We start from the raw sequence: 26,943 nt of genomic DNA, 5'->3' as shown, positions 1-26,943 counted from the left end.
CGCGCATGAAAGACGCCATCCTCTTCATCCGCCGCCACCGCGTGGCCGCGGTGATCGCCTTCCTGCTGGTGTTTCCGCTGCTGATGCCCTACCAGGCGCTGGCGATCAACATCCTCATCTTCGGCCTCTTCGCGGTGGGCTTCAACCTGCTGTTCGGCTACACCGGGCTGCTGAGCTTCGGCCATGCGGCCTTTCTCGGCGTGGGCAGCTACCTCACCGGCATCGGCATGGTGCATTTCGGCATGCCCTGGGGCCTGGCGGTGCTGCTGGGCGTGGCCAGCGCGGCGCTGGTGGGCGTGGTGATGGGGTATCTCGCCATCCGCACGCGCGGCATCTACTTCAGCATGGTGACGCTGGCGCTGGCGCAGATCGTTTACTACGCCTTCTACAAGGCCGAACGCTGGACGGGCGGCGAGAACGGCCTGCGCGGCATCCAGGTGCCGCAGATGGAGGTGTTCGGGTTCACGCTCGACTTCCTCAACCCCAACGTCAAGTACTACGTCATCCTGGCCTTCGTGGCGGTGGCGCTGTGGTTCGTGTCGCGGCTGCTGGCCTCGCCTTTCGGCGCGGTGATTGAAGCCGTGCGTGAGAACGAAAAGCGCGCCGCCGCCTGCGGCTACGACGTCGCGCGCACCAAGCTGCTGGTCTTCGTGATCAGCGCCGCGCTGTGCGGCCTGGCTGGCGCCTTGCGCGCGCTGCACCTGAGCGTGGTGCCCATCGAGAGCCTGCACTACCTGCTGTCGGGCCAGGCCGTGATGATGTGCCTGCTGGGCGGCATGGGCACCTTCTTCGGGCCCTTCATCGGCGCCGGCGTCTTCCTCACGCTGGAAGACGTGGTGACGACGATGACGAAACACTGGATGGCCATCGTCGGCACCGTCTTCATCATCTTCGTGCTCTTCTTCCCCGCCGGCATCTGGGGCACCTTCATGAAGAAGCTGGAGCAGCGCGCATGACGGCGGCGGCACCGATTCTTGAAGTGCAGGGCGTCAGCAAACGCTTCGGCAAGTTCGTGGCGCTGAACGACGTCTCGGCGAGTTTCCAGCCCGGCAAGCTCAGCGCCATCATCGGCCCCAACGGTGCGGGCAAGAGCACCTTCTTCAACGTGGTGAGCGGCGCCTTCCCGCCCAGCAGCGGGCGGCTGAAGTTCAAGGGCCACGACATCACGGGCCTGGCGCAGCACGAGTTCGCGCGCATCGGCATTGCCAAGAGCTTCCAGATCACGAACGTGTTCAAGCAGCTCAGCGCCCACGAGAACGTGCGCGTGGCGGTGCAGATGCGGCATGCGCGCTACCAGCTCTTCAAGCCGCGCGCGGGCATGGCCGAGGTGGACGACCGCGCCCACGCCCTGCTGCAGCGCGTGGGCCTGGCCGCGCACGCCAGGCGCCCCGCGGCCGACCTGGCCCACGGCCAGCAGCGCGCGCTGGAAGTGGCCATGGCCCTGGCCGCCGAGCCCGAGCTGCTGCTCATGGACGAGCCCACCGCCGGCATGAGCCCGGAAGAGACGGTGGTGATGATGGACCTCATCACCGCGCTGGCCGCCGAGCGCAGCGTGATCCTGGTGGAACACAAGATGAAGCTGGTGATGGGCATCTGCGAACGCCTCCTGGTGCTGCACCACGGCGAGTTCCTCGCCGAAGGCACGCCGGCCGACATCAAGGCCAACGCCGACGTGCGGCGCGTCTACCTCGGGCAGGGCTGAACAAGATGCTGAAAGTCGAAAAACTCGACGCCTGGTACGACACCAGCCACGTCGTGCAAGGGCTGAGCTTCGAGGTGCGCACCGGCGAGATCGTCACGCTGATGGGCCGCAACGGCGCGGGCAAGACGACGACGCTGAAGACCCTCATGGGGCTGATCTCGCGCCCGGGCGGCAGCGTGACCTTCGACGGGCAGGAGATCCTCACCCAGCCCGCGCACAAGCGTTACCACCTGGGCCTGGCCTATGTGCCCGAAGACCGCCGCATCGTGCCCGGCCTGACGGTGCGCGAGAACCTGCGCCTGGGGCTGATCGCCGGCAAGGACGTGAAGCACGAGGCCACGCGCATCGAGGAGATCGCCAAGACCTTCCCGCGGCTGGCCGAGCGCATGGACCAGGAGGGCACCAGCATGAGCGGTGGCGAGCAGCAGATGCTGGCCATCGCCCGCGCGATGATGAGCAAGCCGCGCATGATCCTGCTGGACGAACCCAGCGAGGGCATCATGCCGGTGCTGGTGGACGAGATGTTCGAGCTCTTCGCGCGCATGAAAAGCGAAGGCACCACCATCCTGCTGGTGGAGCAGAACGTCGAACGCGCGCTGAACGTGAGCGACCGCGCCTACATCCTCGACCAGGGGCAGATCGTGCACGAGGGCGACGCCCGCGCTTTGCTGGCCGACAAGGACATCCAGGACAAGTACTGCGCAGTCTGACCGAGCTGTGGCACGCTAGGCACATTGACAGTGAAGGAGCGACGCATGAACAGCATGGACGTCGAAGTCATCCGCACCGCGATGGACTGGATGAACCGTGGCCACCGCGTGGTGCTGGGCACGGTGGTGCGCACCTGGGGCAGCAGCCCGCGGCCGCCGGGCAGCCTGATGATCATCCGCGACGACGGGCAGGTGGCCGGCAGCCTCTCGGGCGGCTGCATCGAAGACGACCTCATCGACCGCGTGAAGCGGGGCGAGCTCGCCCCGCGCCTGCCGCAGGCCACGACCTACGGCGTCACGGCCGAGGAAGCGCAGCGTTTCGGCCTGCCCTGCGGCGGCACGGTGCAGATCGTGCTGGAGCCGCTGTCGGCGCAGAGCCTGCTGCGCGACATGCTGGCCGCCATCGAAAGCCACCGCGTCATCCGCCGGCGGCTGGAACTGGCCACGGGGCTCGTCAGCCTGCGCCCTTGCGACGACGGCGACGCCTTGCGTTTCGACGGCCAGGTGCTGGAGACCGTGCACGGCCCGCGCCTGCGGCTGGTGATCATCGGCGGCGGACAACTCAGCCGCTACCTGGCCAGTATGGCGGTGATGCTGGATTACCGCGTGACAGTGTGCGACCCGCGCGAGGAGTACCACGAAGGGTGGGCCGAGATGGAAGGCGTGACCCTGTCGCGCCTGATGCCCGACGACCTCGTCATCGCGATGAACCTCGACGCCAACAGCGCGCTCGTGGCCGTCACGCACGACCCCAAGCTCGACGACCTGGCGCTGATGGAAGCGCTGAAGACGCCGGCCTTCTACGTGGGCGCCTTGGGCAGCCGCCGCAACAACGACAACCGGCGTTTGCGCCTGAAGGACTTCGACGTCAGCGAGACCGAGTTGCTCAAGCTGCGCGGCCCGGTGGGCCTGAACCTGGGCGCGAAGACACCGCCCGAGATCGCGATGAGCATCGTCGCGGAGATGACGGCAGCGCGCCGCGGCGTCGATCTCACCGGCCCGCTGGCCGACTGGAGCGGCTCGCAGACCGAGTGCCGGGTGAGCGCTTGAGGCCCTGACACGGCCGTCTTCGGCGCCGGCCCTGCACTTGGGTCGGGCGGCCGCGACAATGCGGCCATGCCTGTCCCCGATCTGCTGCACGAGGCCTTGCGCGGTGGCATGGCACCGCGCACAGAGACTCCTGGGCGCCTGCCGCGCGTGGTGGTGGCAGGCGGTGCGGGCCCCTTGGGCTCCGCGGTGCTCGAGCAACTGCTGGCCGGCCCCTTCAGCCCCGTGGGCGTGCTGGTGCAGCAGACCATGGGCACAGCGCTGCGCGACCTGCAGGTGTGGTACACGGCCGGCTGGCAGACCGCGCCACTGGCGCAGCAGCAAGCCGACATCGCTGTGGTGGTCTTCGACCGCGGCCGCTCTCGGCACGGTCGAGAAGAGGCCTTCGTCCAACCGGCCGCCGAAGAGTTGCCGGCGCTGGCCGCCTGGCTTCTGGCCTGCGGTGTGCAGCACCTCGTGGTGGTGCTGCCGCACGCACCGGGCCTGCTGCCCCAGGCGCTGCGTGCTGGCCTGGCCAGCCTGGACGAGCAGGCCGTGGCCCAACTCGGCTTCCAGCAGTTGGTCTTCGTACGGCCGGCACGCCCGGGTACCGGCGCTGCGCCCAGGCCGGGCGCCCTGCTGGCCCGCCTGGGCCGCGGCCTGCTCGCGCAACTGCACTGGATGGTGCCGCAGCGCGACCAGGCCTTGCGCGCCGCCAAGGTGGCGGCTTTCGTCAGCGACTTGGCCGCAAGCTTGCCCGCCGCACCGCCCGGCACCCGCGTGGTGGCGCCCGACCTGATCTGGGACTGGGCCCAGCCCGAGGGCGGCAGGCCGCTGCTGCAGGCCTGGCTGCAGGGCCGCACCTTGCCCGAAACCCGCGCTGCAAGACCCCGCTGGTGAGTGCCTCGCCCCCGTGCATTTCCGGGGGCAGGATGCATGGACAAGGACGTGGCGCCCTGGGCAGAATCGACGCAAGAGGGCGGCCATGGTGATCGCCCCAGCAGGGAGTTACCAGTGCCTCGTTTCAACCTCCGGCCGCGTCGACTTGCGCTGGCCCTGATTGGTCACGCCCGCATCGTCGGTGCTGCCTTGACCCTTTGCTTCACGGCCGGGCTTCCCGCCTTGGCGCAGACCACGCCCGCGGCCTTGCCGGTGGAGGCCTTCTTCAAGCCCTCGGCCCTGCGCGCGCCCGAACTGTCGCCCTCGGGCCGGTGGCTGGCCGTGCTGACCAGCGTGCCCGGCAAGCGCGTGGGTTTCCTGTTCATCGACCTGGAAGGCGGTGAAGCCCAACGCTTCATCGAGGCAGCGCCCAACGCCGATGTGATGTGGTTCCAGTGGGTCAACGACGACTGGCTGATCTTCGGGCTGGAGGAGCCGGGCCGTACTGGCAGCGATCGCCGCGGTCCCGGCCTGATGTCGATGAAGCGCGACGGCAGCGAGAGCAAGCAGCTCATCCGCCGTTCGTATGACGCCTTTGTCAGCGGCGACGATGGCCCGGCGCGCCGCCGCGCGCTGCCCGCCAACCACAGCTTCGTCGGCCTGGGCACGCCAGGCTCGCGCGAGATCATCGTGGAGGAGTGGGTCTTCGACGTGCGCGGCGAGTACAGCCACAGCAATGCGATGGTGCTGGACGTGGGCACGCTTGCCGTGCGCACCATGCTGAAGGACGCCCCCCGCTCCACCGATGTGCTGCTGGACAACCAGGGCCGCGCGCGCGTGCTCATCGACGAGCGCGACGGCCAGATCTCGATGCACTGGTCCGAAGACGGCAACGCCCCCTGGCGCCTGATCAGCAAGACACCGCGCTTCGAAACGGGCTTCTGGCCGTCGTATGTGGACGACTCGGGCAATCTGATCGTCGAAACCGACACAGGCACTGGCGGCGAGTTGCGCCGGCTCGACCTTGCCACGGGCAAGCTCGCGCCCGAACCCCTTGTCGCCACCCCAGGCTTCGAGCCCAACGTGCGGCCGCGCACAGCGCCGGGCTCCGGCAAGGTGTCGGGCATCTCTCTGCAGGTGGACGCCCGCACGACAGTGTGGTTCGAGCCCGCGATGCAGCGCATCCAGGCAGAGATCGACGCCAAGTTGCCGGGCCGGGTGAACCTGCTCAGCTGCCGGCCCTGCGACAAACCCAAGGTGGTTCTGATCGCGTCGTATTCCGACGTGATGCCAGGCGAATTCCTGATCTACCGTCCTGAGAAAGGCCAGTTGCTCGCCCTCGGCCCCAGCCGACCCGACATCGATCCACGGCGCATGTCGCGCCTGGAGTTCCACCGCACGCAGGCCCGCGACAAGCGCGACCTGCCGATCTGGGTGACGCGCCCGGCATCGGCCAACGGCAAGCCGGCGCCGGCCGTGGTGCTGGTGCACGGCGGCCCCTGGGTGCGCGGCAATGAGTGGGAATGGAGCGCGCAGGCCCAGTTCCTGGCCTCGCGCGGTTATGTGGTCATCGAACCCGAGTTCCGTGGCAGCCGTGGCTACGGTGACGACCACTTCCGCGCCGGCTTCAAGCAGTGGGGCCTGACGATGCAGGACGACGTCACCGACGCGCTGAAGTTCGCTGTCGACAAGGGCTGGGCCACGCCCGGCAAGGCGTGCATCGTCGGCGGCAGCTACGGCGGCTACGCCACGCTGATGGGCCTGGCCAAGGACCCCGACCTCTACCAGTGCGGCGTGGCCTTCATGGCCGTGGCCGACCAGCGTTTCATGTTCTCGATGCACTGGTCGGACGTCAGCACAGAAGGGCGCAAGTACGGCTATGGCACGCTGCTGGGCGACCCGGTGAAGGACGAAGCCCGCTTCATCGCGACCTCACCACTGGAGCAGGCGGCGAGGATCAAGGCCCCGCTGCTGCTGATCCACGGCAAGCTCGACCGCCGTGTGCCCATCCAGAACGGAGAGCGCATGCGCGACGCGCTGTTGAAAAACGGCAAGAAGGTCGAGTGGGTGACCTACGACGACGAAGGCCACGGCTTCTCGCTCGATGCCAACCGCATCGACTTCTGGCGTCGGGTAGAGACTTTCCTGGGTGCGCACCTGAAGTGACGGAAGGGGCGAAAGCGCCCGTGATAATGGTCCGCATGACTTCGCCCCACCTGCACAACGACACCTTTCTCCGCGCCTGTCTGCGCCAACCCACCACGCACACGCCGGTGTGGCTGATGCGCCAGGCCGGTCGCTACCTGCCCGAGTACAAGGCCACGCGGGTGAAGGCCGGCAGCAGCTTCATGGGGCTGGCCACCAACCCCGAGTTCGCCACCGAGGTGACGCTGCAGCCGCTGGAGCGCTACCCGCTCGATGCCGCCATCCTGTTCAGCGACATCCTCACCGTGCCCGACGCCATGGGCCTGGGCCTGAGCTTCGGCGCCGGCGAAGGGCCGCGCTTCGCGCACCCGGTGCGCGACGAAGCTGCCGTGATGGCGCTGCGCTCGCCCGACCTGGACAAGCTCCGCTACGTCTTCGACGCCGTCAAGTCCATCCGCACGGCGCTGGCCGGCAAGGTGCCGCTGATCGGCTTCTCGGGCAGCCCCTGGACGCTGGCCAGCTACATGGTCGAAGGCGCCGGCAGCGACGACTACCGGCTCATCAAGACCATGCTCTACAGCCGGCCCGACCTGATGCACCGCATCCTGTCTGTGAACGCTGAAGCCGTGACGGCCTACCTCAACGCGCAGATCGACGCCGGCGCGCAGGCCGTGATGGTGTTCGACAGCTGGGGTGGCGTGCTCGCCGACGGCGCCTTCCAGGAATTCAGCCTCAACTACACCCGCCAGGTGGTGGCCGGCCTCAAGCGCGAGGCCGAGGGCCGCCAGGTGCCGGTGGTCGTGTTCACCAAGGGCGGCGGGCTGTGGCTGGAAGAAATCGCCGCCATTGGCGCCGACGTGGTGGGCCTGGACTGGACCATGAACCTCGGCACGGCACGCGCCCGCGTGGGCCACCGCGTGGCGCTTCAGGGCAACCTCGACCCCAGCGTGCTCTTCGCGCCGCCCGAGGCCGTGGCGCGCGAAGGCGTGAAGGTGCTGGAGAGCTTCGGCCGCCCGCAGCGCGCCGATGGCAGCTGGGACGGCCACATCTTCAACCTCGGCCACGGCATCAGCCAGTTCACCCCCCCTGATCACGTGACGGCCTTGGTCGAGGCCGTGCACGCACACTCGCGCCGCCAGCGCCAGCCGGCCTGAGGTCCGCCCGGCGCTTCGCAGCGCCGGGGCCCACCACAACGCCATCGCGGGGTGAGTGAGCGCTCAGCCCGCCGGTCGGCCAGGAGCCCTGCCACGGCCAGCATTCGCTGCGCTGCAGCAGCAAAAAATGTCGGGTGAGTGAGCGCTCAGGGCTTGACTTATCCCCATTTTCCCGCCTCACGCCCCGGCTTGTGCACAGCACAACGCCAAGTGAGAGAAATTGGGCCAGATTGGTGCTAAGTTGTTGATTCTTATGAATTCGCCGCACTGCCACCAAAACGGGCAACCGGGCCCGAGGCCCCGCAGAATCAAGCACTTGGCGCAGCTTGGCGCAGCTTCCCCACAAACTTATCCACAGATTTCGTGGACAGCCGGAAAAAGCCTTGTTGATCATGGACTTGCGGCACTTGCTTGAAGTGGAGCCGAGATTTGTGACGCAAGTGACAGTCCGATGACAGCCTCTTGGCCTGGCCGCGTGGCGGTGGCGGTGGAAACCCCGCGCCACACCAGCGTGAGTGGCTTGCTCGACTACGCGAGTGAGCAGCCGCTGGCGCCAGGCACCCTGGTTCGTGTGCCGCTGGGCAAACGCGATGTGCCGGGCTTGGTGTGGGAGCCCGGCCCCGAGGCCGAGGCAGCACCGCCCGTGCTGCGCCCGGTGACGGTGGCACTGACGGCTTTGCCGCCGATGGGTGCCGACTGGCGCGCGCTGGTGGCCTTCGCCGCGGCCTACTACCAGCGCGGTCTGGGCGAACTGGCGCTGGCCGTGCTGCCGCCCGAGCTGCGCAAGCTGGACGACACCCAACTCGCCCGCCGCCTGAAGAAGCTGGCCGGTGCCCCGCCCGCGGCCGCCGCCGCGCCGCCCCCGGCACTGCCCGAGCTCAGCGAAGAACAGGCCGCCGCGCTGGCAGTCCTGGGCACGCCCGAGGGCCGCGCCAAACCCGTGCTGCTGCACGGCGTGACGGGCAGCGGCAAGACCGAGGTCTACCTGCGCGCCGCCGCCGATGCGCTGGCGCGCGGCGAGCAGGCCCTGGTGCTGGTGCCCGAGATCAACCTCACGCCGCAGCTGGAGGCGCGCTTCGCCGAGCGCTTCCCGGGCCGGGTGCTCGTCAGCCTGCACAGCGCGCTGACGCCCGCGCAGCGCCTGCGCCACTGGCTGCAGGCCCACCTGGGCCAGGCCGACCTGGTGCTCGGCACGCGGCTGGCGGTGTTCGCCTCGTTGCCGAGGCTGGGCTTGATCGTCGTCGACGAGGAGCACGACCCCAGCTTCAAGCAGCAGGAAGGCGCGCGCTACTCGGCGCGCGACCTCGCCGTCTGGCGCGCCCACCACGCCGGCGTGCCGGTGCTGCTGGGCTCGGCCACGCCCTCGCTGGAGAGCTGGCAGCGCGTGCAGGAAGGCCGCTACCGGCGACTGCCGATGCTGCAGCGCATTGGCGGCGGGGCGATGCCGCGTGTGCGGCTGGTGGACATGAACCTCTTGCCGCGCGGCACGCAAGAGCGTGTGCTCGCGCCGCAGCTGCTGGAAGCCATCGAGAAACGCATCGCCGCCGGCGAGCAGAGCCTGCTGCTGCTGAACCGCCGCGGCTACGCGCCGGTGCTGCACTGCGGTGCCTGCGCCTGGAAAAGCGGCTGCCCGCACTGCAGCGCCTGGCGCGTCTTCCACAAGCTCGACCGCACGCTGAAGTGCCACCACTGCGGCTACAGCGAACGCGTGCCGCGCGCCTGCCCCGAGTGCGGCAACCTCGACATCGCGCCCATCGGGCGGGGCACCGAGAAGCTGCAGGAGCAGCTCGCCGCGCTGCTGCCGCAGGCGCGCGTGGCGCGGCTGGACGCCGACACCACGCGCGCTGCCGGCAGCCTGCAGCAGCAGCTGGCCGAGGTGCATGCGGGCGAGGTGGACGTGCTCGTGGGCACGCAGATGCTGGCCAAGGGGCACGACTTCAGGCGTGTCACGCTGGTGGCAGCCATCAACGCCGATGGCGCGCTGTTCAGCAGCGACTTCCGCGCGCCCGAGCGGCTGTTTGCACTGCTCATGCAGGCCGCCGGCCGCGCCGGGCGCGATGCCGAGCAGGCCGCGCGCAGCGAGATGTGGGTGCAGACCTGGAGCCCTACGCACCCGCTCTTCGCGGCGCTGCGCAAACACGACTACGACAGCTTCGCCGCCGCGCAGCTGGAAGAACGCCAGGCCGCCGGCCTGCCGCCCTTTGCGCACCTGGCCTTGCTGCGTGCCGAGGCGCGCACGGCCGAGGCCGCCACCGGCTTCCTGCACGACGCCGCGGCGCTGATCGACGCGGCCACGGCCGGTGTCACCATCTACCCGCCCGTGCCGCCCTTCGTGGCCAAGCTCGCCGATGTCGAACGCATGCAGATGCTGCTGGAATCGCCCTCGCGCGCCGCGCTCCAGCGCACGCTGGCGGGCTGGCTGCCGCAGCTGAACGGCCTGCGCGGCGCCCACAAGGGCCTGCTGCGCTGGGCGGTGGACATCGACCCGCTGGCCATCTGAACCCGAACCCACAGGCGCACACGCATGAGCACCACCGTCTACGGCATCCCGAACTGCGACACCGTCAAGCGCGCCCGCGCCTGGCTCGCCGAGCACGGCGTGGCGCACGATTTTCATGACTTCAAGAAACAAGGCCTGCCGGAAGACGCGCTGCAGCGCTGGCTGGCCGCGGCCGGCTGGGAGACGCTGCTCAACCGCAAGGGCAGCACCTGGCGCCAGCTGCCACCGGCCGAGCAGGCGGCGGTGGTGGATGCGGCCAGCGCCGCCGCGCTGATGCGCCGCGCGCCCAGCGTCATCAAGCGCCCGGTGGTGGCCTGGGCCGACGGCCGGCTGACCGTGGGCTTCGACGCCGAGGCCTGGGCCGCGGCTACTTCTTCGGCGCGCTAGCGGTCGGCATTGCGGGCGCGGCCACTGGGACAGCGGGCGCCTTGAACCGGGCCTCGCGCATCAGCACACGGTGGAAGCGCTCGGTGCGGTCGAGCCAGGCCTCGAACTCGGCGCCCTTCATCACGGTGGCACTGAAGGCCCCGCGGGCCATGAAGGCCTGCCACTCGGGCAAGGCGCGCAGGCGGTCGAGCACGCCGTCGTAGTAGGCGCGCTGCGCCGGCGTGAGGCCGGGCGCCGCGAAGATGCCGCGCATCATGAGGTACTGCACCGGCATGCCCGCCGACATGCAGGTGGGCAGATCGGCCCAGGACTGCGTGCCCGCGACCGGGACGCGCTGGGCCAGCGGCTTGCCGTCGAACACGCACAACGGCCTCAGCACGCCCTGGCGCCACAGGGCCTCGGCCTCGATCGGGTTGTTCACCGTCAGGTCGACCTCGCGCGCGGCCAGGGCCTTGGCCACGTCACCGCCGCCCTTCAAGGGCACGTAGGCGATGCGCGTGGCCGCGGCGGTTTCCAGCAGTACGCTGATGAGCTGGTCTTCCTGGCGGCTGCCCGTGCCGCCCAGCTTCAGGCTGCCCGGCGGCGCACTGCGCAGCGCCGCCAGCATCTCGGCCGCGTTGCGCTGAGGCGCCTGTGCGTGCACCCACAGCACGAACTGGTCTTGCGCGAGCAGTTGCACCGGTGTCAGGTCGCGCCAGCCGACGTCGGCCCCGGCGGCCAGCGGCGCAGTGAACAGGTTCGACAGCGTGATGACGAGCTTGTGCGGGTCGCCTTGCGCTGCCTTCATGTAGAGCAGGCCTTCCACACCCGAATTGCCGGCCTTGTTGCTGACCTGCACGGGCTGCGGCATCAGGCGGTGGTCGGCCACCAGCTTCTGGATCAGCCGCGCCATCTGGTCAGCGCCGCCGCCGGTGCCGGCCGGCACCACCAGTTCCACAGGCTGCGTCGGCTGCCAGCCCTGCGCCTGTGCGCTGCCCAGCAGCCCCGCGGCGGCGACCACCGCCACCAAGCCCCCCCGACAGACAGCAAACCAACCCAACCAGCCAGCAACTCGGTTCATGGGCACAGCGGCCATCGGGGCCGGTGGAGCGCGGGCGGACCGCGGAGTGCCGATTCTGCGTTGGCACCCCGGGGCACGGCGCAGCCGCGATTCTGCGAATGTGAGCTTTTGTCTCCGTCGGCGCTGCAGCGCGGCGGGTGCGATGCCGTCACCGCCGTCAGGCGTGGGGCTGCAGCACCATCACGCAGCCTGGCACGGGCTGCTGCTGTTCCTGCCGCAGCACCACGGCCTCGGCGCTGCGCACCTGCAGACCTTGGGCCGCCGCCGTGGCCCGCAGGCCGGCTTCGGTGTGGGCGTAACGCAGGCTGCGGCGCAGCACGAAGGCCACGCCCGGCAACACCGTCTCGCTTTCGGTGGCCTGCTCCACCGAGAACGCGAAGCAACCGCCAGGGGCGAGCACCCGGGCCACTTCGGCAAACACCGGACCGAGCTCGCCCAGGTAGATGAAGACATCGGCCGCGACGATGACATCGGCGCTGGCGGCGGGCTGCGCGCGCAGGTGCTGCAGCAACTCGGCCTCGTGCACCGTGTCGTAACAAGCGCGGTTGCGGGCCAGGCGCACCATGGTCGGCGAAAGGTCCACGCCTTCCAGGCGCTGCACCCAGGGCCGCAGCAGCGGGCCGCACAGGCCGCTGCCGCAGCCGAGGTCCAGCGCCCGCAGCGGCGTGGGCCTGCCGGCCGGTGCCGCCGCTTTCGCCGCGGCCACCACCGCCTCGTGGCCACGGTAGTGCAGCTGCTGCACGAGGTGCTCGTCGAAGCTCTCGGCGTAGGGGTCGAACAGCAGGCGCAGGTAGACCGCCGGGGCCACCGGCGGCGTGGCACTGCCGGCGAGCGGGGCCGAGAGGTAGTCCAGCAAGGCAGCGTCGCCGCCCGCTTCACGGGCGCGTTGCAGCGCCGCGCGGGCGGCCTCGGCCTGGCCGGCTTCGGCCAGCAGCACGCCCTGGTGCAGCCAGGCGTCGGGCAGCGCGGGGTCGGCCGCAGTGGCGGCGCGGTAGGCCGCCAAGGCTTCATCGGGGCGACCCAGGGCCTGCAGGGTCTGGCCGCGCAGCAGCTCGGCATCGGCCAGCGCGGGGTGCTCGGCCAGCAGCGCCTGCAGCACGGCCAATGCCTTGGCATGCCGGCCCTGGCGGTTGAGCAGCGTGGCCTGCAGGCAGCGCGCGGCCGGCGGCAGCGGGGCCAGCGCCTGCGCGCGGGCCAGGTTGTCCAGCGCCTCGGTGTCGCGCCCGATTTCGCTGCAGGCGCTGGCGCGGTGGCACCAGGCGTCGGGCTGGGCGGCGCTGGCGGCCAGCGCTTCGTCCAGCGGCGGCAGCGCCTCGGCCGGCCGGCCCAGGGCCAGGCGCGCGGCGGCCAGGTTCACCAGCGTCGAAGGCCGGCCGGGCAGGTGCTGCAGCGAGGCCAGCAGGTGGGCTTCGGCCGCAGCAGCATCACCCGCCTCGAAAGCCGCCACGCCCTGCTGGAAGTGCGCGCGGGCGGTGTCGAAGGCAGCAGACATGGGGCGGCGGCTGTGGAAGGCTGAAGGCGGCGGAGTTTAGGCGCGGACCGCCCCCGGCGCGCCAACGGGCGCTCACCCTGGCAGCACACGCTGCAGCTGCAGCGCCTCGGCCAGATGCAGCGTGCCCACCGACTCGGCGCCGGCCAGGTCGGCGATGGTGCGCGCCACCTTCAGCGTGCGGTGCAGGCGGCGGCCGCTCCAGCCCAGCGTTTCGGCCGCGCTGCGCACGAAACGCGTGGCGGTGTCGTCCAGCGCGCAGTGGCGGTCGATGGCGGCGGCCTCCAGCCGTGCGTTGGGCTCGCCCTGGCGTGTGAGCGCCCGCTCTCGCGCAGCCGCAGCGCGCTCGGCCACGGCAGCGCTGGGCTCGCCGTCGGGCAGGGCCAGAAGCTCGGCCGCGGGCGCGGCGCGCACGTCCACCTGCAGGTCGATGCGGTCGAGCAGCGGGCCCGAGAGCTTGCCCTGGTAGCGCGCCACGGCCTCGGGCGAGCAGCGGCAGTGCCGGCCGGTGGCCGCTGCCGCGCCGTGCCAGCCGCAGGGGCAGGGGTTCATCGCCGCCACCAGCTGGAAGCGCGCCGGAAAGCTGGCCTGCCGCGCCGCGCGCGAGATGGTGATGCGGCCGGTCTCCAAGGGCTCGCGCAGCGCCTCCAGCGCGGCGCGGGGGAATTCGGGCAGTTCGTCCAGGAACAGCAAGCCGCCATGGGCGAGCGAGATCTCGCCCGGCCGCGGCGGCGAGCCCCCGCCCACCAGCGCCACCGCGCTGGCCGTGTGGTGCGGGCAGCGCACCGGGCGTTGCGCCAGCCTCTCGGCATCGGCACCGGCCGTGGTGAGGCCGCGCAGCGCGGCGCTGGCCAGCGCTTCTTCGTCGGCCAGCGGCGGCAGCAGGCCGGCCAGGCGCTGGGCCAGCATGCTCTTGCCGGTGCCGGGCGGGCCCACCAGCAACAGGCTGTGCGCCCCGGCTGCCGCGATTTCCAGCGCGCGCTTGGCGGCGGCCTGGCCCTTGACCTCGCGCAGATCGGGCGTCGTCGCTGCGCCCGCCGCCGACGCGGGCGCGGGCCGAGCCACGGGCAGGGGATCGGCCGCCTCGCCCGGCCGCAGCGCTGCCACCACCTCGGACAGATGGCGGCCGGAGCGCACGTCCAGCCCCGGCACCTGCGCCGCGGCGCAGGCGCTCAGGGCGGGCAGCACCAGGGTGCGGCCGGCGCCGCCGCGCAGCGCGGCCAAGCCGAGCGCCAAGGCACCGCGCACCGGCCGCAGTTCGCCCGCCAGCGAGAGTTCACCGGCGAACTCGCAGGCTGCCAGGCGCGCCGCATCCAGCTCACCCGCCGCGGCCAGGATGCCCAAGGCGATGGGCAGATCGAAACGCCCGCTCTCCTTGGGCAGGTCGGCCGGCGCCAGGTTCACGGTGATGCGTTTGTTGTGCGGGAAGTTGAAGCCGCTCTGCTGCAGCGCCGCGCGCACGCGTTCGCGCGACTCTTTCACCTCGGTGTCGGCCAGGCCCACGAGCGTGAAACTCGGCAGGCCGTTGGCGAGCTGCACCTCCACGTGCACCTCGGGCGCTTCCAGGCCGTCGAGGGCCCGGCTCATCACCAGCGCCAGCGTCATAGCCACCTCCTTTGTGTGGCGCAAATTCTCGGCAGCCGGTCGGCGGCCCGGTATCCGCACCAAGAGCGTGCGAAGAGGGTGTCTGCACCGTCTTGGTGCGAAGAATGCTCACCCTTCCGAGGGCCACCGCCCGCCGGGGCGGCGCGGGGCCGCCCGCGCTGTGGCATGGAATCTGCAAACCTGCCCGCCAGACCGGCCCACAAGGCCTGCTGCCCGATCGACCCCACCCGTTTCGAATTCCAGAACCCCCGAGACCCGGCACCTGTGCAGCGCCGGGGCTTGTCCACCGTATCCAAGGAGCAACGACCATGAAGATGGTGACTGCGATCGTCAAACCCTTCAAATTGGACGAAGTGCGCGAAGCCCTCAGCGGCATCGGCGTCCAAGGCATCACCGTGACCGAAGTCAAGGGCTTCGGTCGCCAGAAAGGCCACACCGAGCTGTACCGCGGCGCGGAGTACGTGGTCGACTTCCTGCCCAAGGTAAAGATCGAAGCGGCCGTGGACGACGGCATCGTCGACCGTGTCATCGAGGCCATCGAGAGCTCGGCCCGCACCGGCAAGATCGGCGACGGGAAGATCTTCGTCACCACGCTGGAACAGGTGGTTCGCATCCGCACCGGCGAGACCGGCAAGGACGCGCTGTAAGCACGCATCCCCACGAGAGCCCCAACATGAAAAAACTTCTTGCTTTGATGACCCTGGGCGTTGCGCTCCTGGGCCTGGGCGGCAGCGCCTGGGCGCAGGACGCCGCCGCTTCGGCCGCCGCTGCGGCCTCGGCCGTGGTGGACGCGGCTTCGGCGCCGGCGGCCGCCGCCGCACCGGCCGCTGAGGCCGCCTCGGCCGCCGCCCCCGCGGCCGCCCCGGCCCCCGTGCCCAACAAGGGCGACACGGCCTTCATGACGATGTCGACCATGCTCGTCATCCTGATGACCATCCCCGGCCTGGCGCTGTTCTACGGCGGCCTGGTGCGCAGCAAGAACATGCTGTCGGTGCTGATGCAGGTGTTCATGATCTTCGCGCTGATCTCGGTGCTGTGGGTCATCTACGGCTACAGCGTGGCCTTCACTGGCGGCAGCCCCTTCTTCGGCGGCTTCGACAAGCTCTTCTTGAAGGGGGTCACGCCAGACAGCATCGCGGCCACCTTCAGCAAGGGCGTCTACATCCCCGAGCTGAGCTTCGTGGCCTTCCAGGGCACCTTCGCGGCCATCACGGTGGCGCTGATCGTCGGCGCCTTCGCCGAGCGCATCAAGTTCAGCGCGGTGCTGCTGTTCGCGGTGCTGTGGTTCACCTTCAGCTACCTGCCGGTGGCGCACATGGTCTGGTACTGGGACGGCCCTGACGCCATCACCGACGCCGCCAGCCTGGAGAAGGTGACGGCCGCAGCCGGCTTCATGTGGGCCAAGGGCGCGCTCGACTTCGCCGGCGGCACCGTGGTGCACATCAACGCCGCCGTGGCGGGCCTGGTGGGTGCCTACATGATCGGCAAGCGCGTGGGCTACGGCAAGGAAGCCATGGCCCCGCACAGCCTGCCGCTGACCATGGTGGGCGCCTCGCTGCTGTGGGTGGGCTGGTTCGGCTTCAACGCCGGCTCCAACCTGGAAGCCAACGGCATCGCTTCGCTGGCCTTCGTGAACACGGTGGTCGCCACCGCCGCCGCCACGCTGGCGTGGACGGCCGGTGAGGCGCTGCTCAAGGGCAAGGCCTCGATGCTGGGTGCAGCTTCGGGCGCGGTGGCCGGCCTGGTGGCCATCACCCCGGCCTGCGGCTTCGTCGGTGTCGGCGGTGCGCTGGTCATCGGCCTGGTCTCCGGCCTGGTCTGCCTGTGGGGCGTGAGCGGGCTCAAGAAGATGCTGGGCGCCGACGACTCGCTGGACGTGTTCGGCGTGCACGGCGTGGGCGGCATCATCGGTGCGCTGCTGACCGGCGTGTTCGCCAGCCCCGACCTCGGCGGCCTGGGCGCCTGCGACTACATCGCCAACAAGTGCGGCGTGTTCCCGGGCATCGGCGCGCAGCTGTGGATCCAGGCGCAGGGCATCATCTACACCGTGATCATCTCGGCGGTGGTGGCCTTCATCGCCTACAAGATCGTCGACCTGACGGTGGGCCTACGCGTGCCGGAAGACGAAGAGCGCGAAGGCCTGGACATCTCGTCGCACGGCGAGACCGCCTACAACAAGTGATATTCGGGACACCCGGGCTGGCGCCCGGGTGCTCGAATATCTCGCCTCGATCGACACGACGGGCTTGGCCCGCGTGTCATCTCGGCGGGGCTCGAAAAGGGCGCCCTTCTGGGCGCCCTTTTCGTTGCCTCGTGCGCGTTCGTGCTCAGCGCCACTTGGCGGGGTCGGGCAGAATTCCCGGCTCTCTGCGGCCCCTTGGCCGCAGACCTACCGAGCACGCGCCATGGTTCCCCACCTCACCACCGCCCTGAACGGGCCCATCAACGAGCTCGAGCAGCGCATCCTCGAGTCGATGCCGGCCATCGAACGCTGGTTCCGGCTCGAGTGGATGGAGCACACGCCGCCCTTCTACACCTCGGCCGACCTGCGCAACGCGGGCTTCAAGCTGGCCCCGGTGGACACCAACCTCTTCCCCAGCACCTTCAACAACCTCACGCCCGAGATGCTGCCGCTGGCGGTGCAGGCGGCGATGGCGGCCATCGAGAAGATCTGCCCCGAGGCCAAGAACCTGCTGCTCATCCCCGAGCAACGCAGCAACAGCTTCTACCTGCAGAACGTGGCGCAGCTGGTGCAGATCTTCAACCAGGCCGGCCTGAACGTGCGCCTGGGTTCGATGGACCCGGCGCTCACCGCGCCCATGCCCGTGGCGCTGCCCGATGGCAGCGAACTCACGCTGGAGCCACTGCTGCGCAACCGCGGCCGCCTGGGGCTGAAGGACTTCGACCCCTGCACCATCCTGTTGAACAACGACCTCTCGGGCGGCGTGCCGCGCGCGCTGCAGCACCTGCACGAGCAGTACCTGCTGCCGCCGCTGCACGCGGGCTGGGGCGTGCGCCGCAAGAGCCGCCACTTCCAGAGCTACGAAGAGGTGGCCAAGAAGTTCGCCAAGCTGCTGGGCATGGACCCCTGGCTCATCAACCCCATGCACGGCCAGTGCGGCAAGGTCGACTTCGACACGCCCAGCGGGCTGGACTGCGTAAAGAGCAACGTCGACGCCCTGCTCACCAAGGTGCGCCGCAAGTACAAGGAATACGGCATCAACGAGAAGCCGTTTGTCGTGGTGAAGGCCGACAACGCGGCCGGCCAGGGCATCCTGACCGTGCGCGACGTGAAGGATCTCGACGACCGCGAGCGCGTGATGCGCGGCCGCGAAGGCCTGGTCAGCGAAGGCCAGGTGCCCGATGAACTGATCATCCAGGAAGGCGTGCCCACCTACGAGCGCATGAACGACGCCGTGGCCGAGCCCGTGGTGATGATGATCGACCGCTATGTGGTGGGCGGCTTCTACCGCGTGCACGCCGACCGCGGCATCGACGAAGGCCTGTGCTCGCCGGGCTCGCGCTACGTGCCGCTGGCCTTTGCCGGCAGCCACACGCTGCCCAAGCCCGGCAGCAAGCCGGGCGCCAGCGCGCCCAACCGCTTCTACATGTACGGCGTGATCGGCCGCCTGGCCATGCTGGCCGCGGCCTACGAGTTGGAAGCCACCGACCCCGACGCCGAGAGCTACGAGTGAGCACGGGCCCGCGTGCGATGCTGCACTGCAACACCCGCAGCAGCCGCTGACGCAGGCAGGCGCACAATGCGCGGCCGACCATGAGCCGCGAAAGCCCGCAGACCCACACGCCCGCCGCGCTGGCAGCGCTGACCATCGCCGCCATCGGCGTGGTCTACGGCGACATCGGCACCAGCCCGCTTTACGCGCTGAAGGAAGTGTTCGCGCACGGCCGCGTGCCGCTGACGCCCGAGAACATCCTGGGCATCCTCTCGCTGGTGTTCTGGACACTGACGGTGGTGGTGTCTCTGAAGTACGTGGTGCTGATCCTGCGCGCCGACAACCATGGCGAAGGCGGCCTCATCGCGATGCTGGCGCTGGCCTCGCAGGCCGTGAAAGACCACCCCAAGCTGCGCGAGCGGCTGCTGCTGCTGGGCATCTTCGGCACCGCCATCTTCTTCGGTGACGGCGTCATCACCCCGGCCATCAGCGTGCTGTCGGCGGTGGAGGGCCTGGAGGTGGCCGCCCCCGCGCTGCACCGCTACGTGGTGCCCATCACGCTGCTCGTGCTGACGCTGCTGTTCTGGGCGCAGCGTTTCGGCACGGCGGTGGTGGGGCGGTTGTTCGGCCCCATCACGCTGGCCTGGTTCGGCGTGCTGGCGCTGCTGGGCGTGATGCACATCGCCAAGAACCCGGCGGTGCTGGTGGCGCTGTCGCCGCACCATGCGCTGGGCTTCATGGCCGCGCACCCGGGCATCGCCTTCGTCGCCCTGGGCGCGGTGGTGCTGTGCGTCACGGGCGCCGAAGCGCTGTATGCCGATCTCGGCCACTTCGGCCGCCGCCCCATCCGCCTGGCCTGGTTCAGCGTGGTGATGCCGGCGCTGGTGCTGAACTACTTCGGCCAGGGCGCGATGCTGCTGCAGCACCCCGAGAACGTGAACAACCCGTTCTACGAGATGGCGCCGCACTGGGCGCTCTTCCCGCTGATCGGGCTGGCCACGCTGGCCACCGTCATCGCCTCGCAGGCGCTCATCACGGCGGCGTTCTCCGTCACCAAGCAGGCCACACAGCTCGGCTACCTGCCGCGGCTGCGCATCCTGCACACCAACGTGCGTGCCACGGGCCAGATCTACGTGCCCTTCGTGAACTGGGCGCTGTACGGCTGCGTCGTGTTCGCGGTGGTGGTGTTCGGCAGCAGCGGCGCATTGGCCAGCGCCTACGGCATTGCCGTCACCATCGACATGAGCATCACCACGGTGATGACCTTCTTCGTCATCCGCTACGCCTGGAAGCTGCCGATGGCGCTGTGCGTGGCGGCCACGGGCTTCTTCTTCCTGGTGGACATCACCTTCTTCGCGGCCAATGCCGTGAAGGTGCTGGACGGCGGCTGGTTCCCCTTGCTGATCGGCGCAGCGATGTTCACGCTGATGGTGACGTGGCAACGCGGCCGTGCGCTGCTCGGCTCACGCCTGCGTGAAGAGGCCATCGAGCTGCAGCCCTTCCTCGAATCGCTGTTCATCAGCCCGCCCACACGCGTGGCCGGCACGGCGGTGTTTCTCAACGCAGAGCAAGGCAGCACGCCGTTCGCGCTGCTGCACAACCTCAAGCACAACAAGGTGCTGCATGAGCAGAACCTCTTCGTGACGGTGCAGCACCACGAGGTGCCGTGGATCGGTTTCGACAAGCGCTGCCAGATCGAGCCGCTGGGCCACGATTGCTGGCAGGTGACGCTGCACTTCGGCTTCAAGAACGAGCCCGACGTGCCCGAGGCCCTGGCCCTGCTGGCCGGCCGCGGCGTGAACCTGGAAGAGATGGAGACCAGCTACTTCCTGAGCCGCGACACCGTGGTACCCAGCTTCGGCGGCGGCATGCCGATGTGGCGCGAGAAGCTCTTCGCCAGCATGCACCGCAACGCCGCCGCCGCGGCCGACTTCCTGCATCTGCCGACGAACCGCATCGTCGAGCTGGGCACCAAGATAGAGATCTGAGCCCCCAAGCTCCCGCTGGTCGCTACCCCCAGGGGGGGCGAGCCGGCGGCCCGGCAGAGCCGGCTCCGCGGGCGGAAGCTTGATCGGGGAAGACCCCTTCGGGGCTCTATTGGCTCAATGCCAACGTGTAGCGGCCGTCCACCGGCCCCTTGCCGCCACTGCCGTAGCCCACGCGCACGTAGACCGTCATCGAGGCGGCGCCGGTGTTGCTGTAGCTCACGGTCTCCACCTGCCCCGTGCCCAGGAAGTTGGCGGCCAGGCGCTGGCCCGCGCTGTTCAGAAGCTCGACGTTGTAGTCGCCGCCCGCGTTGGGGGTCATCACGGCCGTGAGCGTCTTGCCCGCACCCAGCTCGATGCGGAAGAAGTCGGTGTCGCTGCGTTCGCTGCGTTCCGGCGTGTCCATGGTGGCGTTGACCAGCGACGGGAAGACCGACACCGTCTGCGCCAGCGCGGGCCGGCCGTTGCTTTCCACCTCCGGCAGCTGGGTCACCACCGCCGGCGTGACGTTCAGGAACACCGCCGACACGGGGCCCCAGATGCCGCTGGCGTCACGCGCGCGCACGAACACCGTGTGGCGGCCCGGGGCCAGGCCCGCCGTGCTGATGCTGCCGGCCAGCGCCTCGGTGGCGCTGTTGAAGCTGCCATCGGCAGCTTGCAGCACGCGCGGCACGGCCGCGGCCTCCCAGGGCGGGGTGTCGATGGTGTATTCGGCGGCGCTCACGGCCTGCGTGGCTTCGGTGCCGTTGGTCTGGTTGAAGCGGGCGTCGGTGGCGCTGGCGCTCAGGGCCACGGCCGTGCCGGCGGCCACGCCACTGCCCGAGGCATTGCCTTCCAGCGCCAGCGCCGTCACCTCGGGCCCGCCGGGCGTGACGTAGGGCGTACGCACCACCTTGGCAGCGTAGATCAGCGCCGGCAGGTTGCCCGGCTTGACGGTGCTCTCGTAGACCGAGCAGCTCTGGAAGAAGGCCGTTCCCAGCTCGAAGGTGAAGGCGGCCACACCCAGCTCGCCATAGCTCGGGCCGTCGCTCGTGCCATCGGTGGGGTACAGGCCGATGGACTGCGTGGGCTGGTAGCCGTTGAACCAGGCGAAGCGCCGACCCAGGGTCTGCAGCGCCGGGCCGTTGGGCGCCGGCGAGGCCGTGGCGCCCCAGGGCCATAGCACCAGTTCGCTGAAGCTGTGGATGTCGATGTGGATGCCGCTGGTGTCGGCTGGCGCGGGGTCGTTCACGCCCGGACCGCGGCGGTCGGGCCAGAGGCTGCGCGCATAGTTCTGCACCGCCTGCGTCTCCGGCTCGCTGCCGGCCGAAGGGCCGCGGTAGGTCAGGCTGCAGGCGCTGCCGCTGCTGCCCTGCCCGGCCGTGCTGTTCCACTCGAAGCTGAAGTTGCGGTTGAGGTCGACACCGCGCGTGTTGGTGTTGGCGCAGAAGTTGTTGTTGACGTTCTTGCGCCAGCTCAGGCCCGTTTCGGCGCGCTTGCGGCCGTCGGGGTTGGTGTGGAACAGCAGGTGGACCTCGTGGTGGTCGAGGATCCAGGTGGCGTCGGCGTTCACGCCGTAGCCATTGACGAGCCAGCGGGCAAACTCCAGCACCAGCGGGGCCGTCGTGTACTCGCGGGCGTGGATGGCGCTGGTCAGGAAAAGCCTGGGCTTGGCCGTACCGGCAGGCGCGGCCACGGCGCTGTTGGTGAGCTTGAGCACCTTGATGTCGTAGCCGCCCTGCCCCTGCGTCTTCAGCCAGCTGCTGCCGGCCGTCACCCAGCTGGCCAGCGTGGGCTGCGCGGCGATCAGCCCATCGGCAGCGCTGAAGGTCTCTTCCACCGTCTCGTAGCAGGCGTAACCCGGGATGGACAGCGGCTCGGGCTGGCCGGCGATGCGCCGCGTGCGTTCGATCTGGAACTCGGTCAGCGCGCGGTTGCGGCGCTCGATGAACTCGGTGGCGCGCTCGAAGCGGAAGCCGAATCGCTGCAACTGCCGCATTTCGCGCTCGTCGAGTTGCATGACGAGGAAGCCGCCGGCGTAGTCGCTCTCCAGCAGCTGGGCATGGAAGGTGACCGCCGCCCTGCGCGCGATGTCGCGGCTGGGGAAGTAGGCCTTGTAGACGTTGTAGACGCCCTTCTCCGCTTCCAGCTGCTGGTAGATGTCGTCGCCGGCCGGCGTGGCGGTGCGGCTCTGGGCCTGTGCCGGCAGCGCCAGGCCGAACGCCAGGCCCACGGCCAGGCCGAGCGCCGAAAGGCGGGGAAGGAAGGTGTGCATGAAGGCCGCTCCCGCCCCGGTGTTCATGGGGCTTTCAGGCCATCATAGGTGTCGTGGTGCCGCGCACTCGACCCCGCCCGCCCCCTGCCTGCGGGGGCAAGGCGACGCCCTGCGCCTCAGGCCGCCAGCAGCGTGCTGAACAACGGGTCTTGCCGGCTGCGCGGCCGGTAGGGGCGCAGGCGCCGCGCGATCTCTGCGATGTGCTCGGGTGTGGTGCCGCAGCAGCCGCCGGCGATGTTCAGGAAGCCCGCCTTCGCGAACTCTTCCATCAGTGAACCCGTGACCTGCGGCGTCTCGTCGAAGCCGGTGTCGCTCATCGGGTTGGGCAGGCCGGCGTTGGGGTAGCAGCTGATGTAGGTGTCGGCGGCCACCTTGCTGAGCTCTTCGATGTAGGGCCGCATCACCGCGGCGCCCAGGGCGCAGTTCAGGCCGATGGCCAGCGGGCGGGCGTGCCGAACGCTGTGCCAGAAGGCGGCCACGGTCTGGCCGCTCAGGATGCGGCCGGACGCGTCCGTGACGGTGCCGCTCAGGATGACGGGCAGGCGCTCGCCGGTCTCGGCCATCAACTCGTCCAGCGCGAAGATCGCGGCCTTGGCGTTGAGCGTGTCGAAGATGGTCTCGACGAGGAAGACATCGCAGCCGCCTTCCAGCAGCCCTTCGGCCTGCTCGCGGTAGGCCGCGCGCAGTTCGTCGAAACTGGTGTTGCGCGCACCCGGGTCGTTCACGTCGGGGCTGATGCTGGCCGTGCGCGGCGTGGGGCCGAGGGCGCCGGCCACGAAACGCGGGCGGTCGGGGGTGCTGTGCTCGTCGGCCACGCTGCGGGCAATGCGGGCAGCGGCCACGTTCATCTCGCGCGCGATGTGCGCCAGGCCGTAGTCTTCCTGCGCCACGCTGGTGGCGCCGAAGGTGTTGGTCTCGATCAGGTCGGCACCGGCCGCGAGGTACTGGCCGTGGATCTCGCGGATGACGTCGGGGCGCGTCAGCACCAGCAGGTCGTTGTTGCCCTTGAGGTCGGTGGGATGGTCCGCGAAACGCTCGCTGCGGAAATCGGCCTCGGCCAGCTTGTAGCGCTGGATCATGGTGCCCATGGCGCCGTCGATGATGGCGATGCGGTCCTGCATCAGCGCAGCCAGGGCAGCGCCGCGCGTGTAGGCCGGGGCAGAAGGCGAAGTTTTCATGCACCGATTGTAGGAAGGCTGCCTTGAAGCTGCTGGCAGCTCACAGCGTGCGGATGCGCTGGCGGCGCTTGCGGCGCTTGCCGGGCTGGAAGTCGCCCACGCTGCGGCTGCGGCGCTGGTGGCGGCGCAACCAGAGGTCGAGCGACGCGGCGGCCAACAGCAGCGGCAGCAGCACGCCGGCCACCAGGCTGAGCACCGTGCCGGGCACCTGCCGCTGGTGGATGGTGCCGACCTGCGCGCCCAGGCCTGCGGCCAGCGCCAGCAGCTCTTCGCCAGCCATCAGGCCCACCGCTGCGAGCGCCACGCCCACAAAGCGCCACACCGTGCGGCGCGGGCTTTGCTCGCCGGCGGCGCAGAAGGACACCCAGCGCGCCAGCGGCAACACCAGCAAGAGCAGCAAGGTGGCCGCAGCCAGCATGTCGCGCCGCCAGATCACGCCGGGTCGGAAGCCCGCAGCCCACACCCAGCCGGCATCCATCGCCACCACCACCAGGGCCAGCACGGCCCCCGAGGCGGGCAGCGCCCAGGCCGCGCGCACGGCCAGCGGCAGCACCACCACCGGCAGGCAGACGACGAGCGCCAGGCCCCACAGCAGCAGCGCCGGGCCCCAGGCGTAACCCACGACGAAGCTGAGGGGCTGCGCCTGCATGCCCAGCACCAGCGCCGCATTCACCCCCAGGCCCAGCGCCGCGCCAGCCATGGCCAGCGCCGGCCATTGCGCCCGCAGCGTGGGGCCGCGCTGCGCCCTGCGCACCCAGCCGTTGCTCAGGTGCAAGGCCAGGGCCACCACCAGGACGCCGAGCGTCCACAGCAGCAGGGAGAACTCGGAAGTGGACGAATCGCTCATGGTCGGTCTGGCATGCGGGGCGGCATCTTCGCACCGCCGAGGGCGGGGTGCGCGGCGGCGCTCACTTCAAGGGCGCCGGCGCCGTGGCTTCGAAGATCGAGGCCCGGAAACCGGGGCCCGCCTCGCCGTCGGCCGGCGGCTCGTCGGTGTCGGCCCACAAGGCCAGCGCCGTGGCACTCATGGGCTTGGCGAAGAGGTAGCCCTGCAACTCGTTGCAGCCGAGCCCCACGAGCACATCACGCTGCGCGGTGGTCTCCACACCTTCGGCCACCACGCGCAATTCCAGCGTGCGCGCCATCTGCACCACGGCCTGCACGATCGAACGTGCGCGCTCGCTGTGGCCGAGGTCGGTGATGAAGGCGCGGTCGATCTTCAACTCGGCCGCTGGCAGCCGGCGCAGCGTGGCCAGGCTGCTGTGCCCCGTGCCGAAGTCGTCGATGGAGACGTGCAGCCCGGCTTTGCGCAGGCGCTCGAAGGCCGCGCGGGTGTGCGCCGTGTCGTCCATGGCCACCGATTCGGTGATTTCCACCGTCAGGCGTTCGGCAGGGATCTTGTGGCGCTTCAGACAGGCCTGGATGTGCGGCACGAGGTCGTCCTGCCGCAGTTGGTGCCCCGACAGGTTCACCGCCACACGCATGCGCATGCCCTGCTGGCGCCATTGCGCAGCCTGCCGGCAGGCTTCTTCGATGACCCAGCGGCCGATGCCGTTGATGAGCCCGTGCCGCTCGGCCAGCGGGATGAAGACCACCGGGCTGATGGTGCCGCGCTGCGGGTGCTGCCAACGCAGCAGGGCCTCGGCCGCGGTGATCTGCAGGTTGCGCGCGTCCACCTTGGGCTGGTAGACGAGCTGCAGCTCGCCGCGCTGCACCGCATGGCGCAGGGCCTGCAGCAGTTCGGCCTGCTCGCGCTGGTCCACCGCCAGCGCCGGCGTGTAGAAGGCGTGGCTGGCCCCGCCCACCTGCTTGACCGATCGCATGGCCAGCGCGGCATGGGCCAGCAGGCGCGGCCGCGAGCCGTGGTCGGGGTACAGCGCGATGCCCACCGAGGCGCTGAGCTGCAACTCCAGCGCCTCCACGCGGAAGGGCTCCTGCAGCGCGCGCAGGATCTGCTGCGCGGCGAACGAGGCCTCGTCGGCGCCCAGCACCAGCAGCAACGCGAACTCGTCACCGCCCACACGCGACAAGGCCAGCGGCACCCCGGCGCAGCGGCCCAGGCGCTCGCCGGCCTGCGCCAGCACCGCGTCACCCACGCGGTGGCCGTAGCCGTCGTTCAGGGGGCGGAAATCGTCGAGCCCCACGTACATCAGGGCCAGCGGCGCCGTGCCGCGGTCGGCACTCAGCGCGGCCTCGTTGAGCACCGCCTCGAACTCGGTGCGGGTCGACAGGCCGGTCAGCGCATCGCGGCCGCGCAGGCGCTCGATCTGCTCGCGCAACGCCGCCAACCGGGCTTGCAGCCGCTGGCCTTGCCACAGCGCCAGCACCAGCAGCAGCACACAGGCGCCCAGCGCCCAGGCGAGCAGTTCGGGCGGCAGGTCGAAGGCATCGGCAGCGGGGCGCATCCGTGGCTTTATCGGCCGCGGAGCCGGGCACTTGAGCCGGCGCCCGGGCGCCGGCTTCGCCGCCCACCCCCTGCGGGGCCCCGATGTCAGGCGGTCTGCAGGCGGCGGCGCAGCAGGGGCAGCAAGGCGACGAGGCCCAGGCCGAAGCTGGCCCAGGTGCCGGGCTCGGGCACGGCGCCAACCTGCACGGTGCCGTTGCCGTAGGTGACCGAGAGCACCTCGACGTTGGTGTTCACCCAGGGGAAATCGATGCTGGGTCGCAGCGTCAGCGCGCTCGTGCCCTCGGCCACCGCCGTGAAGTTGAGGGTGGCGATATCGAAGCCGCCGCCGCTGGGCAGGACGCCGTTGAAGCTGGCGAAGAAGACGTCGCTGACGGTGCCGCTGGCCGGGTCGTGCAGGCCGGTGCCCGCTGCGAATTCCCACACCGTGCGGTTGATGCTGATGCTGGCCAGGTTGAGCACGGTCGGGTTGTAGCTGAAGCCGAAGCCACCCCCGATGACGGTGTCGGCAAAGCCGGTGCCGCGCACCTGCACCGAGAAGCTGTTGCCAACCTCGGTGCTGGTGTTCACGGGCGTGAAGACCACGCTGTTGGCCGTCTGGGCCTGTGCGCCGGCGCAGAACCCGGCCAGGGCGGTGACCGCGAGCGCAGCCTTGAAGGTGGCGCCCAGCGTGGCGGGCAAACGGGCGGTGGTGAAGGACTGGATCGTGTTCATGTCGGTGTTCCTTGAGCTTGAAGATGCGGCCGCTTCTGGCGGCCAGGGGTGGGGGTGAAGGATGCGAAGCAGGGTCT

At 70.1% G+C, this 26,943-nt stretch carries 21 protein-coding genes; 13 read left to right on the top strand and 8 right to left on the bottom strand.

Annotated elements, in window-relative coordinates; all coding sequences use genetic code 11:
• Window positions 1-5: 5 nt before the first annotated feature.
• The 9 genes from EOE66_RS03670 to EOE66_RS03630 all read left to right on the top strand — a co-directional run bounded on the left by EOE66_RS03670 (window position 6) and on the right by EOE66_RS03630 (window position 10,503).
• Window positions 6-956, top strand: coding sequence for a branched-chain amino acid ABC transporter permease (locus EOE66_RS03670; protein ID WP_128227299.1), 951 nt, complete (start codon window positions 6-8; stop codon window positions 954-956).
• Window positions 953-1,702: an ABC transporter ATP-binding protein gene (locus EOE66_RS03665; protein WP_128227298.1), complete on the top strand. Its 750-nt coding sequence runs from the start codon at window positions 953-955 to the stop codon at window positions 1,700-1,702. The genes EOE66_RS03670 and EOE66_RS03665 overlap by 4 nt, the downstream gene beginning before the upstream one ends.
• A gap of 5 nt (window positions 1,703-1,707) precedes the next feature.
• Entirely contained in the window at window positions 1,708-2,412 is a 705-nt protein-coding gene (locus tag EOE66_RS03660) for an ABC transporter ATP-binding protein (protein ID WP_128227297.1), read from the top strand.
• A 45-nt stretch (window positions 2,413-2,457) separates the two neighbouring features.
• Window positions 2,458-3,462, top strand: coding sequence for an XdhC family protein (locus tag EOE66_RS03655; protein ID WP_128227296.1), 1,005 nt, complete (start codon window positions 2,458-2,460; stop codon window positions 3,460-3,462).
• Between the two features lie 66 nt (window positions 3,463-3,528).
• Complete coding sequence (locus tag EOE66_RS03650) at window positions 3,529-4,338, top strand: Rossmann-fold NAD(P)-binding domain-containing protein (RefSeq protein ID WP_128227295.1); 810 nt, start codon at window positions 3,529-3,531, stop codon at window positions 4,336-4,338.
• A gap of 189 nt (window positions 4,339-4,527) precedes the next feature.
• Window positions 4,528-6,483, top strand: a complete 1,956-nt coding sequence (locus EOE66_RS03645; protein ID WP_164884983.1) for an alpha/beta hydrolase family protein — start codon at window positions 4,528-4,530, stop codon at window positions 6,481-6,483.
• A 35-nt stretch (window positions 6,484-6,518) separates the two neighbouring features.
• Window positions 6,519-7,616: a uroporphyrinogen decarboxylase gene (hemE, locus tag EOE66_RS03640; RefSeq protein ID WP_128227293.1), complete on the top strand. Its 1,098-nt coding sequence runs from the start codon at window positions 6,519-6,521 to the stop codon at window positions 7,614-7,616.
• Window positions 7,617-8,067: 451 nt separating this feature from the next.
• Entirely contained in the window at window positions 8,068-10,116 is a 2,049-nt protein-coding gene (locus tag EOE66_RS03635; RefSeq protein WP_128227292.1) for a primosomal protein N', read from the top strand.
• Window positions 10,117-10,140: 24 nt separating this feature from the next.
• Window positions 10,141-10,503 carry an ArsC family reductase gene (locus tag EOE66_RS03630; protein ID WP_128227291.1) on the top strand — a complete coding sequence of 121 codons (363 nt, stop codon included), beginning with the start codon at window positions 10,141-10,143 and terminating at the stop codon, window positions 10,501-10,503.
• On the opposite strand, the gene EOE66_RS03625 is transcribed toward EOE66_RS03630, so the two are convergent.
• The 3 genes from EOE66_RS03625 to EOE66_RS03615 form a co-directional block, all read right to left on the bottom strand.
• The gene (locus tag EOE66_RS03625) at window positions 10,484-11,509 is read right to left on the bottom strand and encodes a Bug family tripartite tricarboxylate transporter substrate binding protein (protein WP_245478880.1); all 1,026 of its coding nucleotides are present in this window, start codon (window positions 11,507-11,509) and stop codon (window positions 10,484-10,486) included. The genes EOE66_RS03630 and EOE66_RS03625 overlap by 20 nt on opposite strands.
• 211 nt (window positions 11,510-11,720) lie before the next feature.
• On the bottom strand, window positions 11,721-13,055 hold the full coding sequence (locus EOE66_RS03620) for a tetratricopeptide repeat protein (protein ID WP_128227289.1): 1,335 nt from the start codon (window positions 13,053-13,055) through the stop codon (window positions 11,721-11,723).
• Between the two features lie 72 nt (window positions 13,056-13,127).
• A complete protein-coding gene (locus tag EOE66_RS03615) occupies window positions 13,128-14,657 on the bottom strand; it encodes a YifB family Mg chelatase-like AAA ATPase (RefSeq protein ID WP_128227288.1) in 1,530 nt (509 codons plus the stop codon).
• A gap of 308 nt (window positions 14,658-14,965) precedes the next feature.
• On the opposite strand from EOE66_RS03615, the gene EOE66_RS03610 reads away from it, so the two are divergent.
• From EOE66_RS03610 to EOE66_RS03595, 4 genes are all read left to right on the top strand, one after another.
• Window positions 14,966-15,304: a P-II family nitrogen regulator gene (locus tag EOE66_RS03610; protein WP_054154110.1), complete on the top strand. Its 339-nt coding sequence runs from the start codon at window positions 14,966-14,968 to the stop codon at window positions 15,302-15,304.
• Window positions 15,305-15,330: 26 nt separating this feature from the next.
• Complete coding sequence (gene amt / locus EOE66_RS03605) at window positions 15,331-16,839, top strand: ammonium transporter (protein ID WP_128227287.1); 1,509 nt, start codon at window positions 15,331-15,333, stop codon at window positions 16,837-16,839.
• A 223-nt stretch (window positions 16,840-17,062) separates the two neighbouring features.
• Window positions 17,063-18,352: a glutamate--cysteine ligase gene (gene gshA, locus EOE66_RS03600; protein ID WP_128227286.1), complete on the top strand. Its 1,290-nt coding sequence runs from the start codon at window positions 17,063-17,065 to the stop codon at window positions 18,350-18,352.
• A gap of 80 nt (window positions 18,353-18,432) precedes the next feature.
• Complete coding sequence (locus tag EOE66_RS03595; protein WP_128227285.1) at window positions 18,433-20,319, top strand: potassium transporter Kup; 1,887 nt, start codon at window positions 18,433-18,435, stop codon at window positions 20,317-20,319.
• A gap of 106 nt (window positions 20,320-20,425) precedes the next feature.
• Here the strand turns inward: EOE66_RS03595 and EOE66_RS03590 are convergent, their stop codons facing one another.
• The 5 genes from EOE66_RS03590 to EOE66_RS03570 all read right to left on the bottom strand — a co-directional run bounded on the left by EOE66_RS03590 (window position 20,426) and on the right by EOE66_RS03570 (window position 26,866).
• A complete protein-coding gene (locus EOE66_RS03590) occupies window positions 20,426-22,570 on the bottom strand; it encodes a M14 family metallopeptidase (protein WP_128227284.1) in 2,145 nt (714 codons plus the stop codon).
• Window positions 22,571-22,686: 116 nt separating this feature from the next.
• A complete protein-coding gene (locus EOE66_RS03585) occupies window positions 22,687-23,748 on the bottom strand; it encodes a homocysteine S-methyltransferase family protein (protein WP_128227283.1) in 1,062 nt (353 codons plus the stop codon).
• Between the two features lie 40 nt (window positions 23,749-23,788).
• Complete coding sequence (locus EOE66_RS21715) at window positions 23,789-24,595, bottom strand: hypothetical protein (protein ID WP_164884982.1); 807 nt, start codon at window positions 24,593-24,595, stop codon at window positions 23,789-23,791.
• Between the two features lie 61 nt (window positions 24,596-24,656).
• Window positions 24,657-26,153 (bottom strand): putative bifunctional diguanylate cyclase/phosphodiesterase, encoded by a 1,497-nt coding sequence (locus EOE66_RS03575; RefSeq protein ID WP_128227282.1) that lies wholly within the window; start codon window positions 26,151-26,153, stop codon window positions 24,657-24,659.
• 86 nt (window positions 26,154-26,239) lie between these two features.
• Window positions 26,240-26,866: a cohesin domain-containing protein gene (locus EOE66_RS03570; RefSeq protein WP_128227281.1), complete on the bottom strand. Its 627-nt coding sequence runs from the start codon at window positions 26,864-26,866 to the stop codon at window positions 26,240-26,242.
• Between the last annotated feature and the right edge of the window lie 77 nt (window positions 26,867-26,943).

Source organism: Rubrivivax rivuli (assembly GCF_004016505.1).
Classification (GTDB): Bacteria; Pseudomonadota; Gammaproteobacteria; order Burkholderiales; family Burkholderiaceae_C; genus Rubrivivax; species Rubrivivax rivuli.
Note: the sequence above shows the minus strand (reverse complement) of the source record. Positions and strands in the feature narration are given on the sequence as shown.

Excerpts from the sequence above, each read along its gene's own strand:
- EOE66_RS03670 (WP_128227299.1), top strand. The coding sequence starts at position 6 with ATGAAAGACGCCATCCTCTTCATCCGCCGCCACCGCGTGGCCGCGGTG.
- EOE66_RS03665 (WP_128227298.1), top strand. The coding sequence starts at position 953 with ATGACGGCGGCGGCACCGATTCTTGAAGTGCAGGGCGTCAGCAAACGC.
- EOE66_RS03660 (WP_128227297.1), top strand. The coding sequence starts at position 1,708 with ATGCTGAAAGTCGAAAAACTCGACGCCTGGTACGACACCAGCCACGTC.
- EOE66_RS03655 (WP_128227296.1), top strand. The coding sequence starts at position 2,458 with ATGAACAGCATGGACGTCGAAGTCATCCGCACCGCGATGGACTGGATG.
- EOE66_RS03650 (WP_128227295.1), top strand. The coding sequence starts at position 3,529 with ATGCCTGTCCCCGATCTGCTGCACGAGGCCTTGCGCGGTGGCATGGCA.
- hemE (WP_128227293.1), top strand. The coding sequence starts at position 6,519 with ATGACTTCGCCCCACCTGCACAACGACACCTTTCTCCGCGCCTGTCTG.
- EOE66_RS03635 (WP_128227292.1), top strand. The coding sequence starts at position 8,068 with ATGACAGCCTCTTGGCCTGGCCGCGTGGCGGTGGCGGTGGAAACCCCG.
- EOE66_RS03630 (WP_128227291.1), top strand. The coding sequence starts at position 10,141 with ATGAGCACCACCGTCTACGGCATCCCGAACTGCGACACCGTCAAGCGC.
- EOE66_RS03620 (WP_128227289.1), bottom strand. The coding sequence starts at position 13,055 with ATGTCTGCTGCCTTCGACACCGCCCGCGCGCACTTCCAGCAGGGCGTG.
- EOE66_RS03615 (WP_128227288.1), bottom strand. The coding sequence starts at position 14,657 with ATGACGCTGGCGCTGGTGATGAGCCGGGCCCTCGACGGCCTGGAAGCG.
- EOE66_RS03610 (WP_054154110.1), top strand. The coding sequence starts at position 14,966 with ATGAAGATGGTGACTGCGATCGTCAAACCCTTCAAATTGGACGAAGTG.
- amt (WP_128227287.1), top strand. The coding sequence starts at position 15,331 with ATGAAAAAACTTCTTGCTTTGATGACCCTGGGCGTTGCGCTCCTGGGC.
- gshA (WP_128227286.1), top strand. The coding sequence starts at position 17,063 with ATGGTTCCCCACCTCACCACCGCCCTGAACGGGCCCATCAACGAGCTC.
- EOE66_RS03595 (WP_128227285.1), top strand. The coding sequence starts at position 18,433 with ATGAGCCGCGAAAGCCCGCAGACCCACACGCCCGCCGCGCTGGCAGCG.
- EOE66_RS03590 (WP_128227284.1), bottom strand. The coding sequence starts at position 22,570 with ATGCACACCTTCCTTCCCCGCCTTTCGGCGCTCGGCCTGGCCGTGGGC.
- EOE66_RS03585 (WP_128227283.1), bottom strand. The coding sequence starts at position 23,748 with ATGAAAACTTCGCCTTCTGCCCCGGCCTACACGCGCGGCGCTGCCCTG.
- EOE66_RS21715 (WP_164884982.1), bottom strand. The coding sequence starts at position 24,595 with ATGAGCGATTCGTCCACTTCCGAGTTCTCCCTGCTGCTGTGGACGCTC.
- EOE66_RS03575 (WP_128227282.1), bottom strand. The coding sequence starts at position 26,153 with ATGCGCCCCGCTGCCGATGCCTTCGACCTGCCGCCCGAACTGCTCGCC.
- EOE66_RS03570 (WP_128227281.1), bottom strand. The coding sequence starts at position 26,866 with ATGAACACGATCCAGTCCTTCACCACCGCCCGTTTGCCCGCCACGCTG.